This is a genomic window from Pseudogemmobacter humi (assembly GCF_900609055.1).
GTDB lineage: Bacteria > Pseudomonadota > Alphaproteobacteria > Rhodobacterales > Rhodobacteraceae > Pseudogemmobacter > Pseudogemmobacter humi.
In genome coordinates this window covers 1-13,998 of record NZ_UXAW01000046.1, presented here as the reverse complement: position 1 = coordinate 13,998, position 13,998 = coordinate 1, and the positions used below count along the sequence as shown (strand labels likewise).

Below are 13,998 nucleotides of genomic sequence, written 5' to 3'. Positions count from 1 at the left end.
CGGGCAGCGGCAGGCGCAGGAGAGGCTGTCCTCGGTCAGCACCCCGGCCGGTGGGCCGCAGGCGATCAGGCGGCCCTGATCCGGAAGCGCGATACGATCAGGATTGCGGAACAACCCCTGCATCAGCCTGCCCGAGACCGCCATCCCTGCGCCGGTCAGCAGTCCCATGGCAAGGCGGGGCACAGGGATGTCCATCAGGATCAGCCGGTGCCGCTCCGGCAGAGCCGTCAGCCAGCGGAACGCCTGCGCCACCCGGCGGGAGCGGTGGTTCCGCTTTGGCGCCATAAAGAACCTTGTCACCTGCGACAAGCTCCCTTCCGATCTTCGCACCGCCGCATGACGGAAATAAGCGGGGCGAGCACACCGCCCGCCCCGGCTGCATATTCCTGTGGTGAACGGCAGATCAGGCCATCATTCCGCCGCCGTACGAAGCGCCGGCCCTGCGATGTCGAACCGGTCTCCAACCGTCAGCCCGAGGCGGGCGGCAAATTCCGCAGCGCTCATCTTTTCGCCCTGAGCGGTGCGCACGCGACCGATCCGGACCAGCCCGCCCTGCAACGCGATCTGCACCTTGCCGTCGGCGATTTCCGCGATGGTGCCGGGCTTTCCCCTCACATCGGCAAAGCGGCGCGCGGGGGTGAGGTGGCTTTCATAAATCCTGATCTTCTCATCGCCGATCAGCGTCCAGGCACCGGGTGCCGGATCGCAGCCCCGGATCAGGTTATGCACTTCCTGGGCATGGGCCGCCCAGTTGATCCGGGCCTCGGGGTCGCGGCACCAGCCCTCATAGCTGGCAAGCGCCTCATCCTGAACGGTTTCGCTGTGTTTGCCGGCAAGGATCAGGTCGGCCGCCTCCAGCATCGCCGCCACCCCCATCGGGAAGAGCCGGTCGAAATAGACCGTCCCCAGCGTGTCATCCGCCGAAACCGGCGTGGTTTTCTGCAAGACGATATCGCCCTCATCCAGCCCGTCATTCGGGCGGAAGATGGTCAGGCCGGTTTCCGCCTCGCCGCGGATCAGCGGCCAGTTGATCGAACTGGGTCCGCGATATTTCGGCAAAAGCGAGGGGTGGTAACAGATCGCCCCATGTTTCGGGATGTTCACGAAACCCTGCGGCGCGAATTGCAGCACATAGGCCATCACCGCGAGATCGACACCCAGCGCGCGCAGGGCTTCCGCCGCGTCAGAGCTGGTCAGATTGGGCAGCTGGAAGGTCTTCACGCCCCGCTCTTCCGCCGCAAGACGCAGCGGATCGGGCTTTGCCCCCGGCTTTTCCGGGGCGCAGAAGACGGCGGCGACATCATCGCCACGCTCAAGAAAGGCATCGAGAACGGATTTGCCAAAGGCCTGCTGGCCGATGATTGCGATACGCATCGGGTGGTTCCTTATCGGGATATGGGGAAAAGCGGGGTCCGGACGGGATGAAACCGGCAGACGGACCCCGAAGTCGGCCTTGGGAAAAGGCCGGAGGGAGCTTCAGAAACCGATCACGCGGGTCCGGTATTGATCCAGACCACCTTGGGTTCGGTGAAATTGTCGATGGCCTCTTCGCCATGTTCGCGGCCAAAGCCGGAATCGCGCACGCCGCCCCAGGGCAGGCGAATGTCGGTCGGGCCGTAGGTATTGACCCAGACCGTGCCGGCCTTCAGCTTGCGGGTGAAGCGATGCGCCCGGGTCATGTCGGCGGTCCAGACCCCGGCGGCGAGGCTGTAGACGGTGCCATTCGCCAGACGCAGCGCGTCGTCGTCATCCTTGAACGGCACCACAGCGGCGACCGGACCGAAAATCTCCTCCTGCGAGATGCGCATCTCGTGGCGGACATTGGCGAAGACGGTCGGCTCGATGAAATAGCCCTGATCGCCGTGGCGGGCCCCGCCGGTGACGATCTGCGCACCTTCTGCACGGCCGATCTCGATATAATTCAGGATGCGGTTCATCTGCACTTCCGAGACCACCGGCCCCATCGAGGTGCCGGCCTCCTGGGGGTTCCCGAGCCGCATGCCTTTGGCGCGCGCCGCCAGCTTTTCCGCCACCTCGTCATGGATCGATTCATGCACCAGGATGCGCGATCCGGCCGAGCAGACCTGCCCGGTGTTGAAGAAGATCCCCGAACCCGCTGCCCTGACCGCCGCGTCGATATCGGCATCGGGGAAGATGATATTGGCGGATTTGCCGCCCAGTTCCAGCGTGACGCGCTTGAGGTTCCCCGCCGAGCCCTGGAGGATCTGCCGACCGACGACCGGCGAGCCGGTGAAAGTCACCTTGTCGATATCGGGGTGATCGACGATGGCCTGGCCCGCCACCTTGCCGAAACCCGGCACCACATTCAGCACGCCCGGCGGCAGCCCGGCCTCAAGCGCCAGTTCCCCAAGCCGGATCGCGGTCAAAGGCGTGATCTCGGCGGGTTTCAGAACCACCGTGCAGCCGCAGGCCAGGGCAGGCGCGATCTTCCACATGCCGATCATCAGCGGGAAATTCCACGGGATGATGGCACCCACCACGCCGAGAGGCTCGCGCACCGTATAGGTCAGCGCATCGGGGCGTGCGGGCACCACGGTGCCGGTGATCTTGTCGGCCCAGCCTGCGTAATAGGTCAGCGTGTCGATCACCGCCGGCAGATCCTGACGCCGGATCGCGGACACCGGCTTGCCGGAATCGAGGCTTTCCAGCTCGACCAGTTCCTCGCTGTGGGCGCGGATCACCTCGGCGAAGCGCAGCAAAAGCGCGCCCCGGTCGGCGGCACGCATCGGGCCCCAGACCTCCTCGAACGCCTTCCGGGCGGAAGCGACGGCAAGATCGACATCTTCGACACCCGCCTCGGCCACATCGGCCAGATGAGCCCCGGTCGCGGGGTTCAGCGTCTCGAATGTGCGACCCGAGCGGGCCTGACGCGCTTCACCGCCGATCAGCAGCGGATAGGTTCCGCCGTTTCTCTGGTCGAGCATTGCTTCCTCCATGTTATGCATATCTGTTCATATATTTGTCGGACAACCCGCGCTTCTCCTGGAATTGTCCGTTGAATCCATGCTTACCTGGATGAATAAATCTGTGAATATGATACAGTTTGCATGAATCACAGCGCCTGAACCGGAACCGGACTTCCAGAGTTGCGGGCGAAAGATAAGAATGGAAATGCATATGTCGGACAGATCGGTCAGGGTCGAAATCGCGCCGGTCTGGGCCTTTCAGCGCAACAATCCGCAGGAAAGGCTGGAGATCACTCTGGGGCTTTTATCTGACATCCGGAACACCGGAAAACTCTCTGAAGCCGCAGCCCGGGCGGGGATGTCTTACCGCCACGCCTGGAATCTGCTGATCAAATGGTCGGATTTTTTCGGCTCACCGCTGGTCGAGCGCAAGCAGGGCAGCGGCACCAGCCTGACCCCTTTTGGCGACAAGCTGGTCTGGGCGGCCGAGCGGCTGGAAGCGCGGCTGCGGCCGCTGTTGCAAAACCTCGCGCAGGAACTCCAGACCGAGGTCAACCAGACCCTCGCCAGCGGACGACTGGAGCTGCGGGTGCGCGCAAGTCACGGATTTGCGGTGCCGAAACTGCGCGAGCTGCTGGCAAAGAACGGCGATTCGAGCGTCGATTTCCGCTATGTCTCCAACTCAAATTCGCTGGTCTCGATGGTTGAGAATACCTGCGACCTTGCGGGCATGCATCTGCCACAAGGTGAGTTGCGCGCGCGCACGCTTGCGATGACCCGTGGCTGGCTTGACCCGGAAAAACACCGGGTGATCTCTTTCGTGACACGCGAGATTGGGATGATCGTCGGCAAGGGGAACCCGCTCGGGATCACGCATTGCCAGGACCTGCTGCAACCGGGCGTGCGTTTCGTCAACCGCGACCCGGATTCGGGCACGCGGATCCTGTTCGACCAACTTCTGACGCAGCACCAGATTCAGGGCGCGGCGATCCAGGGTTACAACCATTCCGAATTCACCCATGCGGCGGTGGCGGCCTATGTCGCCTCGGGATTTGCCGATGCGGCCTTTGGCGTCGAGGCGGCGGCACGGCAGTTCGGGCTGGATTTCGTGCCGGTGCTGACCGAGGATTACGTCTTTCTCTGCCACAGCCATATCCTTGACCATCCCGCGATGGAGCGGGTGCTCTCGGTCATGCGCAGCGCGGAATTTGCCAGCGCGATCTCGGCGCTGCCAGGCTATCAGGTCAAAGTGCCAGGGACGGTGAAAACCATCCGCGAGGTGTTTCGCGCCCGCGCCTGAGTGACGCCGGTCGATCTGGCGTCTCATTTCGGGGATGACGGAACGCATCGCGCATGGTCTTGCTGATATGCCCGTATCTTTGAGAGCTCTCAAAGGTGAACGGAAATCCTCATACCGGCTCAGGAAAGTCAAAATCCGGCGGCGACAATCTTCCCGTCAGCCTGAACCGACTGAAATCTCGCGGCGGTCCGCCCGAATGTCCGCTCCAGAAAGGTTCGTGCGACACTCGCGCCTTGCCCCTGGAGATGCAACCGACCCCGGGCCCGTGCGGGGGGCTTGCTGCGACTGGTCGGCCGCTGCCGCTGCCAGCCAGAGCGCGTCCGGCACCTGATCCCACAGGGCCTTCGGAGATATCATGACTCTCGGCCCATCCGGCCGGTACAACCCTTGAGTGTTCTCAGAGCCTTGCGCAAGCTGTCGTCATCGCGGCTGCCTGTCCTGCCCGCGAGCGGTTACCGGCCCTTCAGGGCTGCGTCAGCAGCCGCGACCGACAGGATTACGGCTCGAAGGTGCCGCTGACTTCGGCGACCTGCGAGGCCTTGTCATAGGCGCAGGCGACGATGCGTTGCGAGGTGGTTCCCGTCTCGATCCCCAGCACAACCGCAAAGCCGTAGGTTTCCGAGCCGTAGGGGTCCACCTGGATCCCTGTGATTTCGGAAAGCACGCCGGATGCGGCCGCGAGACAGGCTCTCTCGACATCTTGCTGAAACTCCTCCCAGGCATCGCCGCTGGAGGCCAGAACCTGCTGAGCACCCGCCAGCAGGACCGTGGTCGAGCAGGCGAGAACGGCCATGCGGATGCGTGGCGAGCCGGGATTATGTTGCATGTTTTCCTCAAAGGATGCGTTTCAGTTCGGCCGTGAGGCCCTGTGACAGTAATTCAGGCAAAAGCCGCGGGCGGCAAGGGGCCGCCTGCTGCGGTCAGGGCTGGTATGCGGTCACCACCAGCTCCTTGCTGACCTTGTCCCCGGCGATGAAGAACACCCGGTTTCCGATGACCAGCGGATCGCCCTGTCTGCTCAGACGGGCGGCAGCGCCAGGCTCGACCGGCTCTCCGACAGGTTTCCCGGTGCTGCTGATCTTCATCGCATAGGTCGAGACACAGGCGTCAGGCGTCCAGGTCTCCCGGATGACCAGGATTTCGTCATCGGACAATTGCGCCGTCTTGATGCGCGAGGCGTTTTCCTTTGCCTTGTCGGTGTAGCGGGTGAGCCTGACGATGCCCTTGTTTTCAAGATCGGTCCAGACGCCGTTGAAGGTGAAGAAACCGCCTTTCCCGGTCTTGCCGCTGGTCAGCACCGGATCGCTGCCATCGACGAAATTGCGTTTGACCTTGACCAGCCCGATAGTGCGGGCGTCGACGAGGTGACGTCGGCGCGGCCGTTTTGCAGCGCATTGCCGTTCGGATCGGGTTCACCGGCGAAAATGACGCTCAGCCCGCCTGAGGTCGCGATCACGCCGCCCAGTTCGGCATAGGTGCGGTTGTCGTTGGACCATTTGCAGAAGGTCTTACCGTTGCCGCTGATCTCAGGATATGCGCCGAAAGGCTTGCCGGCGGGGTTGCTTTGCTTGCTGCCATGCTCGGTCTTGACGGCATAGACCAGCCTGCTGCTGATCCCGTCCTGATCAAAGGAATGCATGTTCACGACGCGCGGATAATTGTCGCCGAGGTCGATCCCGACAAAGGCGCCGTCTTGCGCCACGGTCAGCACATTGCCGAAGGAATGGCCCGAGGTCTGCCCGAGGTTCTTCCCCATCTTCAGCGTTTTGGCGTCAAAAACGAAGGTCCCGCCGCTCTGGTGCTGAAGACCGTCTGCGCCCCTTTGCAGCTGCCGCCCGTTCATGAGGGCCCAGCCGCCCGTTGGAATAGGACATGTCGGCGACGAAATCGTCGGATTTCGAGATGTCCACCGCATCCCACGGCGTCGCTTTGTCACCCAAGGTCTTGCCGTTCAGTTCGCTCACGACCGTATTTTCGCCGTCGCCGGACACTTTGCAGAGATGGATGCGGCGCGCGGCATTCGCATTGTCGCCGCCCGGCTGGATCGTGAGGTAATAGATCGCCCCCTCATCGTCATGGGTCACCGCCGCGAGTTACCGTCGCTTGACCACAGCATGCCCCGCGTAGGTGAGATGATTTGCAACGCGCCATTACCTTGCAGCGCAAGCCGCATATCCGGGTCGAGGATCGCATCCCCCGTTGCCGACCAGAGTTTGGTGCCTGTCATCGAATTTACGACGAGCTTGCCATTGGCCTGCCAGGCACATTGCCGATCCGCGGGAAATTTCTTGCCTCGATCAACGCCGCCCAGATCTGGCTGCCATCCGCGGTCCGCAGGACCAGGTTCTCGCCTCTTGTCCAGGTGAGGTAATGATTCCCGGATGGGGACCAGTAGCACCTGCCGCTCTCCGGAATGCCGCCGGGCATGATATCGCTCAGTTGACAGTCCATGCCCTCGCCCGGCTGCGAAACCGCCGCACCCGGCTATTTCCAGCCGCCCCCCGACGCATCGGCGCACAGAAGGGGCGCGGTATCTTCTGCCTTGACGCCAGAGGATCCCGCTTCTGGTTTCAACTTTAGATAAGCCTGTGCTGGCATTGCGAAAAGGGCCGAAGTAACCCCGCATAAAGAGTGGCCTTCAGGCGCATGGGAAATTTCTCCATTGAACAAACAGTCGAAAGCAGATCAGCGCGCCCGGGCGGCCCCGATAAATGAAAGGGATCCCGGCGCAGGTGTTCCGCCGCAGCTCAGCCTTTCTCCGGGCTGGAATATGTCTGCTGCGAAAACGCCGTCAAGTAACCAGTTCCGCCGGCAAAGCCCGCGCGGCCCAGCGCGATGGCGGCCTTGGCCGCGGGCGGGCCGCCTCATATCCGATGTCACCCTCTCGCGGCGCGAAGACCCAGTCCTGCACGGCGCCCGGGAGGCCCCGGAAATGGTCCCCGAATAGAGGCCTGGGTTCTGCGGTAACTCGATGGCGGGCTGCGCTCCTACATCAACGGCGTCGGGGACGGGGGCCATTTCAATGCCGTGCAGATGGCGCCAGGCACTTCCCCGGAAGGGTCCGGACCACCTGGTGATGTTCGGATCGTCGTTCTCGGCATCCGGCGTCGCCACACAGGCAACAAGGGATCGGATGCGATGAAGGAAGCGCGCAAGCTTTTGATGCAGCGGGATGCGACGCGGCGCGTCTATCGCAACATGCTGGTGCTTCTCGCGGCCGCCCAGTGTGAACGGGACGGGCTGAAAATCGGTGCGACGCGAGGCGATCGCATGGGCCGTGACCGGCAGGGAAACGACCAGGCTGAATCTGACGCCAGGCGACCTCGCCTTGGCCGGGGACGAGCCGAAAGGTGCCAATGACACGCTCCGCCCCCGGATAAAGGAAGCCTCGCGTTGTCTCATCTACCCGGCGCAGGAAACGGCACAAGCCGACGTGGAATGGACGAGAACTCAGGTTCCGGCCCGGGACAGCACCCTTGCGCGGGCAAGCAAGAAACTCGTCAACCACGGCACGCTACAAACCGAGCCTGGCCCGGACGACCTGAATCGCCGGCTCCGGAAATAGGTCTGGAGCGGCAAGGACCACCTGCCGCTCAAAGATCTTTGGGAATATCTGAATCGCTCCGCTGACATTGGAAAACCGGGCGCAGCCGCAGCGACCAGGCCCGTCGATTTATTTTCGCAGGCGCGCGTCAGATCCCGCAGTTGTTCTCGATATCGAGGCGGATCGACGGACAGGCCGCGATCAGCTGTCGAATCGCGTTCGAAGAGCCTCGCAGCGAAATCCGCCGCGCCTCCGGCAAGGCGCGATAGCCGTCATCCCCGAAGGCGCGGAGGGTCGCGCCACCATATTCGTATTCAATGAAACTGCCGTCGTCCGTGTCGCCGAAGCTGCGGAAGATCACCGGTGCAGTCACCAGCTCTCCCGACTGCTGGATCTCGGTCACGTAGGTTTCGCAGGAATTGCCGGGCCACTCGGTATAGCCGGCGGTCTGCCGGGGCCGTTCGATCTGCGAGAATTGCCGGATCCCCGAAGGCGGATCGAACACGACGAGGAACATGCCCTCGTGCAGCAGGCCGTTGGTCACCCGCAGGCTGACGAACGCGTCATACATCGGATTGTATTCGCGCCGGTTGCAGGCCAGGCCGATGGCATTGCCATCCCCCAGGTCGATATGTGCGCTCAACCCCAGCACGGGATGGAGCCCATAGGTCCATTCGGCCTGCGCAGGAAGGGCGAGAAGTCCGAAGGCGACGGCAGCGTACAGAAGGTGCCTGCCAGGTCTCATGGTGCCAGTCTTCATGTCGGATCTCCCGTTATCAGAGGTTGAGAATGTTCGAACGCGCCTGCCGCTCACGCCGCAGCGCCGTTTGCAGCATACTACGGGTAAGGTCGATTTCCCGCAGATGCGACTGGGCACGGGCCAGCCGCTGATCCTGGATGAAGATCAGCATCGAGGAGAGCCGCCCCTGCTCGTCACGGGTCAGCGAAGCCTGGATGGTGATGCCGCAGCCCCGGTTTCCGCGTATATAGGCGGAAATGTTCACAATACTGCGCAGATCGGCCCGAGACAGGTAAATGAAATTCGCCTCGCTCGCACGCAGGCAGGCATCGCCTTCAAGGCGTTCGCCCGTATCGTCCGCAAAAGCCCATGTCAGTTCCGTGTCCCCATTGCGGCGCGAGGGCAGACCATATTTCCGGATGAGGCCGTCGACCGCTTCCTGGATCAGCGGCCGTTCATCAGGGGCCGGGCTGAGCATTCGCCATGTCGCGACGACCGGATTCCGTTCAACAGGCAGTTTCCTTTCATGCTCGAAGATCAGCGCCGTCACGCTTTCCCCTGTCCCGATGGGTTCGAAAGGGTTGACGCGGTGGCGGAAGGTCGATGCTTCGATGAGCATTCCGGGACCATTGATGAGTTGTCTCGGCCTGCCGGCATCCGGCCGCAGCGCAAGAAGAGCATCCTGGAACTCGGCGGCGGTACTGAAAGGCAGCCCCAGGATGTCCACTGCGCTGTCGGGGTGCCGGCTGGCGGTGACCGGATGGACGCCGGTTCTTTGCAAGGTCAGCGGTTGACGGTGGCCGGCCTGCTCAAGTTCGATCGCCATTTCGCCTTGCCCGACCGACCCGATATGGACGGTCATCTCGGCCTGGCATCCTGCTTCGATCAGGATCCGGTAGCTGCCCTCGCCGGTCCGCTGATCGGTGGTCGTGGCGCCCCGGCACGATCCCAGATGGAACGAGGCCCCTTCCGTGATCACCCGAAACGAGACCAACTCGATCATGCCGAACTTGCCCCGCCCGGCGCCTGTCCAGGTTCCGCGCAGGCTCTCCGGCATGGGGTCGGGCCAGTGCACCGGGGAGGCCTGCACGGCGGCCATGGCGGCAAAGCCCCCGGCATCCGAAAAACGGGCGGTCCAGGCGCCCTCTTCATAGACGAAGTTGCCCGCGATGCGTTCGGACGGCGGATGCTTCCCGTCGCGCCGCTGGACGGTAAACGAGCAGTTCCAGCCTTGCCGGTCGTCCTGCACGCAGCCCAAATGACGGATCGACAGCGACCGGGCCAGCCCCCCGGCCCCGCCCCCGGCGATTTCCGCGATGCCCGGCACCCCGATCATGCTGTCGATCACCGCCATCCCGATCTGGTCCCGGTCCGGAGGCGAGGTCCCGTCCGTGAGGCTCCAGGCGGGCAACACGGACGCGCCCTGACCCTGGCGCGCCGGGGTCGGATCGGGTCTTACCAAAACCAGGGCCAGCACCGAAACGGCCAGAAGACCGCCGCAGGCGATGGCGAGCCTCACGATATCAGGCTGGATCCTCATGGCTTTTCTGCCTTCTGTCAGCGGTCACAAGGAATGTCCGGGGGCATTCGGGCCGGGTCAGCGGCCTCAGATCACGATGAAATCCGTCGTTGCCGTACGGATGTCGCCCAGGGGCAGGGCATCGATCCGCTGGACGACATCGCGCGCCGATTCATCGGTCATCCGTCCCGGGCCGCTGATCTCGACATCAAGCCGGTCGGTGTCATTGCGGGCATTGGATGCGCCTCCGAACAGCGTCACGGTGTCGGCATCCGCTTCGACCAGCATCATCCGATACCGCCCCGAGGGCCCGCGGATCTTCAGCGCCCCGGTCCCGGGGCCGGGCAGACGGAACAGCCGGTCGCTGACCTCGATGATCGGGATGCCGTCGCTGGGCGACAGCACCTCGATGGCATGGACCATATCGACCATATACTGAAGGATGGCCACATGCCGGCCCACGGCGGCCTGAACGACGATCTCGACCGGTTCGCCGGAATGCAGGATGCCGGGCACCGGCTGCGGATCGGTCGCAAAGCCGACGCCACGGTCGTTGCGCGCGCGGCGCAAAGCAACCGACAGCCCCTCATCGGCGGCGCGCGCATTCAGAACCTGCAACATCCGCCTGCGCGGATTCTGCTCGTATTCCCCGACACCATGCCGCTTCAATGTTTCGAGGAATGTCTCCGGGTCGGTGATCGAGAACAGCCTGTGGTCCAGATCGTGCGCGCCCAGTTCATAACCGGCGATGATCTTGGATGCGTCACCCGTTCGCAGCGGTGTGCTGCCGTTGCGCCGCTGCGTGACGCCGGATTCGCTGACCTGCAACATACGGGCCACATAGGCGTTGGTCAGCTCTTCGGCGGGGCGACGCGCGCCAAGAACCTCTTGCAGGATTGCCAGTTGCCAGTCGAAATCCGATCTCCACGCGGCGGTTCTCATCAGTCTGTCGATCATGCTGTCCTGGATTGTCTGTTTTCGTGGTAAACCGATTCGAGGCTCTGTTTACCCCATGCCGCATCGCAGCCGGCTTGCGCGATCTTTGGCAGCCTTGCGAAATGTGCCAGGACCCTGAAATTTATTTGGAAAACCGGGGCTGAGTTGCGTTCAGGCCGTGTAGCACTGGAAAGCCGCCCAATGGCGGGGCGCGGCAAATCGCGGCAGGGCCGCAACCCGCCGCATCGCGCGCGCCAGCGCCTCCGTCGCATCCAGACCGCCCGCAAAACCCGCGTGGGTGTCCTCGGCCACCGCCCTGGCTGCGCTGTCGTCCACGGGCCATAGCGATGCAATCACCGACCCCGCGCCCAAACCATGCAACTGGCCGGCCAGACTGCGGCCGCCACCATGGCCGGCGCTGTCGCAGCCGGACAGGAACACCAGTTCGGTGCCGGCAAGCGAGCGCGGCGGGGCGAAGACCGCGCCGATCGGAACAGGCTCCCCCGCCGAGCCGATGAGGAAGGAGGAGGCGAGATCATCCTCCTTCAGCCGGAAATGGCCGGCGATATGCAAGACGGCAGGCCGCGCATCCAGGGCGGCTTCCAGATCCCGGCGGTCGAACTCGGGCACCAGGGCCAGTGGCGGATCGCCGTAACATGCGGCCACGGCGGCGGCCTCGGCCGCAGGTTCGTCCAGCGGATCCCCGTCGCCTCCCCGCGCATGGAGCACCCGCAGCGCTGCCCCCGGTGTCGCTGCATCCCGGGCGCCGCGCTCAGCGTTGGTGCGGATGACGATGCTGCGCCCCGAGATGAGCGGCCGGGAATCCAGGATCAGCGCGGCGAAAGGCAGCGTGGCCAGCGGGCCGAAAGCGGCAATGCTCAGCCGTTGCGCGTCCCGGATTGCTTCCGAGACCGGGCCGAACAGCAGCGCTCCGAGTTCGGCGCGCAGGGGCACCGGATCCGTATCGAGGCGAATGGCACTGTTCAGCTGGCGCACCCGCCGCGCGATGTCTTCCAGCGGCAGGTCGAGCATCTGAGCCGTCTCGCCCTGCGGACCATGCATGATCCGGATCAGGCGCCCGGCATCGGGCAGAAAGCTGACGGCCAGTTCGCCGGCGCCCGTCGCGGGGCGCGGCGGGCGGGGCGGAACCGGGTCGAACCCCAGAATCGCGCGGCGAAAGGCATCGCTGTCGTCCCCCGGTTCTGATGCCTGGCCAAGCAGCGCCGCTGCGCGCTCCGCTGCCGCGCCGACCCTGGGACTGGGCGCCCAGTTCCGATAGCTGTCTCCGGACAGGCGCACCCCATGCGTCAGCAGCGCATGCAGGCTCTCCAGTTCCCCGGCCGCCTGCATGTAGTCGTTCGCGGCCAGCAGCGACCTGAGCGGCTCCAGCACCGAGAGGATGATCCGGCGCCGTTCCCGGGCTTTCAGCGGATTGCGCGGCAGCGTTGCAATCAGCGCCCCGATCCGGCGCACGAACAGCACACCGGTCAGCAGCGCAGGCCCGGTCCGGCCGAGCCGCATCAGCGCTATGGTCAGCGCCCCCAGTGAGCCCCAGACCGCATAGCCCGCCGCCTCATGCCCGAGCAGCGCCAGCCCGCGCTCGGCCAGGGCCGGGTCGATATCGTCCATGGCGATCCGGACCTGCAAACGCACCATGGCATCGCTGGCCTCTTCGCGCAGCGATGCGGCTTCAGCCGGCAGCGCGTCCAGATGCGCCACGGCGCGCCACGGCGCCTCCATCTGCAGGTAAGACAGCGCCGCGAAACGATGGAGCGGCGCCACCATCCCCGGCTCATGCGCGCGGGCGAGGTCCAGCGCTTCGGCAATGCGTCCGGCGAAATCCTCGGGTTCGGCTGCGGCAAGGGGCGGATACAGCCGGGCGATCGCCAGTTGCAGCTGAATGTCGGCCTCGGGCCACAACTTTGCGATCCGCCCGGCATGTTCCAGAAGGCTGGCGCCGACGGCATAATCCCCGAGTTCATAAGCCGCCCCGATCGCATTGGTCAGCACCGGGAAGAGACCGCGATCCGGCGGGGAAAGTTCCAGATAATCGTCGCCCAGATGCAGGTGTTCCGCATGCGCTGCCTCAAGGTTCTCCTGGGCTTCGAACAAGCGGGCCATGGCCGAGCGCCATCTGATCCGTTCCTCCGTGCTGGCCGGGGGCAGATCGGTCCGCGGCGGCGTGCTCAGCTGCGGCGGGCACGCGAGTTCCAGAAATCGCCCCGCCAGACCATATGAGCCCGCATCGAAGGCCACAGTGAACAACATCCGCCGCAGGTCGCGCAGGATCGGGGCGAGGTTGTTGGCATCGTCCACAATACCTGCGGTTATTACACGGGCCTCCTCGTGCAATGTAGCGGCCTCGCCAGGCCCCAGGCCGCCAGCCTCGCGCCGTTCACGCAGCCGCAGGATCAGAGCGCGCAACGCGTCGTCTGAAACCGCTCCCGATGTCGAATCCGTTTCCATGCGCCGATTTCACTTGCCCCTGCCCGGAAAGATACAAATTTCTTCATCCAGGCATAGGGTCGGCATCGTCCACATGTGCAATTATATGATCAGGCATGGTTATTCGTTTGCCCGGCGATGGATTTACCGGACATGGCGACGGGACGACGCGCTGCTTGCCGCAAAGCTCACTCATCAACCCTCACCCGGACCGCTCTCGAAGCCGACGGAGCAGGCAATCACCCCGGCCAGCGCCCGGATCAGCGTCGGCGCGCAGATCCAGCCGCTGTCCGGACGGGTGACGCTGAACAGTGCAGCCGTAAGAACCGTCAGCAGCAGGATCGAAAGCGCATCGTGCGGCATGTCAGTGACCTTTCTGCGGGAAAATCTGGTCAGTCCTCACGGTTGAATGTCGCCAGCGCGGCAAGGGCGTGGGCACGGCCATCGGCCAGCAGGGGGGCGCTGTCCGCCTCGACCCATCCGGCGGGACTGTTCCAGGCGGCGGGCAGGGTCGCCGCATAGGCCAGCGCGCCTTCGCCTTGCAGCCAGTAGTGACGGTAACGCCCCTGCGGATCAAAGGTTTCCGCC

At 64.3% G+C, this 13,998-nt stretch carries 13 protein-coding genes and 2 pseudogenes; 2 read left to right on the top strand and 13 right to left on the bottom strand.

Features of this window, described 5'->3' with window-relative positions:
* Positions 1-111: 111 nt before the first annotated feature.
* From XINFAN_RS22390 to XINFAN_RS04530, 3 genes and pseudogenes are all read right to left on the bottom strand, one after another.
* Positions 112-285 (bottom strand): annotated as a pseudogene (locus XINFAN_RS22390) (iron chelate uptake ABC transporter family permease subunit); the annotation flags it as partial.
* 126 nt (positions 286-411) lie between these two features.
* Complete coding sequence (locus XINFAN_RS04535) at positions 412-1,374, bottom strand: methionyl-tRNA formyltransferase (RefSeq protein ID WP_124085302.1); 963 nt, start codon at positions 1,372-1,374, stop codon at positions 412-414.
* 113 nt (positions 1,375-1,487) lie between these two features.
* On the bottom strand, positions 1,488-2,945 hold the full coding sequence (locus XINFAN_RS04530; RefSeq protein WP_124085301.1) for an aldehyde dehydrogenase family protein: 1,458 nt from the start codon (positions 2,943-2,945) through the stop codon (positions 1,488-1,490).
* A 193-nt stretch (positions 2,946-3,138) separates the two neighbouring features.
* Between XINFAN_RS04530 and XINFAN_RS04525 the strand changes: the two genes are divergently transcribed.
* Complete coding sequence (locus XINFAN_RS04525; protein WP_124085300.1) at positions 3,139-4,227, top strand: substrate-binding domain-containing protein; 1,089 nt, start codon at positions 3,139-3,141, stop codon at positions 4,225-4,227.
* A 496-nt stretch (positions 4,228-4,723) separates the two neighbouring features.
* Here XINFAN_RS04525 and XINFAN_RS04520 read toward each other — a convergent pair whose 3' ends face one another.
* The 8 genes from XINFAN_RS04520 to XINFAN_RS04485 form a co-directional block, all read right to left on the bottom strand.
* Complete coding sequence (locus XINFAN_RS04520; RefSeq protein ID WP_124085299.1) at positions 4,724-5,053, bottom strand: hypothetical protein; 330 nt, start codon at positions 5,051-5,053, stop codon at positions 4,724-4,726.
* A 94-nt stretch (positions 5,054-5,147) separates the two neighbouring features.
* A complete protein-coding gene (locus XINFAN_RS04515; protein WP_124085298.1) occupies positions 5,148-5,525 on the bottom strand; it encodes a hypothetical protein in 378 nt (125 codons plus the stop codon).
* The gene (locus XINFAN_RS04510; protein WP_124085297.1) at positions 5,519-5,983 is read right to left on the bottom strand and encodes a hypothetical protein; all 465 of its coding nucleotides are present in this window, start codon (positions 5,981-5,983) and stop codon (positions 5,519-5,521) included. The genes XINFAN_RS04515 and XINFAN_RS04510 overlap by 7 nt, the downstream gene beginning before the upstream one ends.
* A gap of 16 nt (positions 5,984-5,999) precedes the next feature.
* Complete coding sequence (locus XINFAN_RS04505) at positions 6,000-6,311, bottom strand: hypothetical protein (protein WP_124085296.1); 312 nt, start codon at positions 6,309-6,311, stop codon at positions 6,000-6,002.
* 1,608 nt (positions 6,312-7,919) lie between these two features.
* Positions 7,920-8,531, bottom strand: coding sequence for a hypothetical protein (locus tag XINFAN_RS04500; protein ID WP_124085295.1), 612 nt, complete (start codon positions 8,529-8,531; stop codon positions 7,920-7,922).
* A gap of 16 nt (positions 8,532-8,547) precedes the next feature.
* Positions 8,548-10,050, bottom strand: a complete 1,503-nt coding sequence (locus tag XINFAN_RS04495; protein ID WP_124085294.1) for a hypothetical protein — start codon at positions 10,048-10,050, stop codon at positions 8,548-8,550.
* 66 nt (positions 10,051-10,116) lie between these two features.
* Positions 10,117-10,986 (bottom strand): hypothetical protein, encoded by an 870-nt coding sequence (locus XINFAN_RS04490; RefSeq protein WP_124085293.1) that lies wholly within the window; start codon positions 10,984-10,986, stop codon positions 10,117-10,119.
* 150 nt (positions 10,987-11,136) lie between these two features.
* Complete coding sequence (locus tag XINFAN_RS04485; protein WP_160144538.1) at positions 11,137-12,885, bottom strand: CHAT domain-containing protein; 1,749 nt, start codon at positions 12,883-12,885, stop codon at positions 11,137-11,139.
* Here XINFAN_RS04485 and XINFAN_RS21630 point away from each other — a divergent pair.
* Complete coding sequence (locus XINFAN_RS21630; protein WP_160144537.1) at positions 12,856-13,203, top strand: hypothetical protein; 348 nt, start codon at positions 12,856-12,858, stop codon at positions 13,201-13,203. The two genes, XINFAN_RS04485 and XINFAN_RS21630, sit on opposite strands and share 30 nt — an antisense overlap.
* Before the next feature lie 402 nt (positions 13,204-13,605).
* On the opposite strand, the gene XINFAN_RS21625 is transcribed toward XINFAN_RS21630, so the two are convergent.
* Both XINFAN_RS21625 and XINFAN_RS21620 read right to left on the bottom strand, forming a co-directional pair.
* The gene (locus XINFAN_RS21625) at positions 13,606-13,773 is read right to left on the bottom strand and encodes a hypothetical protein (RefSeq protein ID WP_160144536.1); all 168 of its coding nucleotides are present in this window, start codon (positions 13,771-13,773) and stop codon (positions 13,606-13,608) included.
* A 29-nt stretch (positions 13,774-13,802) separates the two neighbouring features.
* Positions 13,803-13,998 (bottom strand): annotated as a pseudogene (locus XINFAN_RS21620) (hypothetical protein); the annotation flags it as partial.

What these genes read in the sequence shown, in the direction of transcription:
- XINFAN_RS04535 (WP_124085302.1), bottom strand. Translation starts at nt 1,374, where the DNA reads ATGCGTATCGCAATCATCGGCCAGCAGGCCTTTGGCAAATCCGTTCTC.
- XINFAN_RS04530 (WP_124085301.1), bottom strand. Translation starts at nt 2,945, where the DNA reads ATGCTCGACCAGAGAAACGGCGGAACCTATCCGCTGCTGATCGGCGGT.
- XINFAN_RS04525 (WP_124085300.1), top strand. Translation starts at nt 3,139, where the DNA reads ATGTCGGACAGATCGGTCAGGGTCGAAATCGCGCCGGTCTGGGCCTTT.
- XINFAN_RS04520 (WP_124085299.1), bottom strand. Translation starts at nt 5,053, where the DNA reads ATGCAACATAATCCCGGCTCGCCACGCATCCGCATGGCCGTTCTCGCC.
- XINFAN_RS04510 (WP_124085297.1), bottom strand. Translation starts at nt 5,983, where the DNA reads ATGGGGAAGAACCTCGGGCAGACCTCGGGCCATTCCTTCGGCAATGTG.
- XINFAN_RS04500 (WP_124085295.1), bottom strand. Translation starts at nt 8,531, where the DNA reads ATGAAGACTGGCACCATGAGACCTGGCAGGCACCTTCTGTACGCTGCC.
- XINFAN_RS04495 (WP_124085294.1), bottom strand. Translation starts at nt 10,050, where the DNA reads ATGAGGATCCAGCCTGATATCGTGAGGCTCGCCATCGCCTGCGGCGGT.
- XINFAN_RS04490 (WP_124085293.1), bottom strand. Translation starts at nt 10,986, where the DNA reads ATGATCGACAGACTGATGAGAACCGCCGCGTGGAGATCGGATTTCGAC.
- XINFAN_RS21625 (WP_160144536.1), bottom strand. Translation starts at nt 13,773, where the DNA reads ATGCCGCACGATGCGCTTTCGATCCTGCTGCTGACGGTTCTTACGGCT.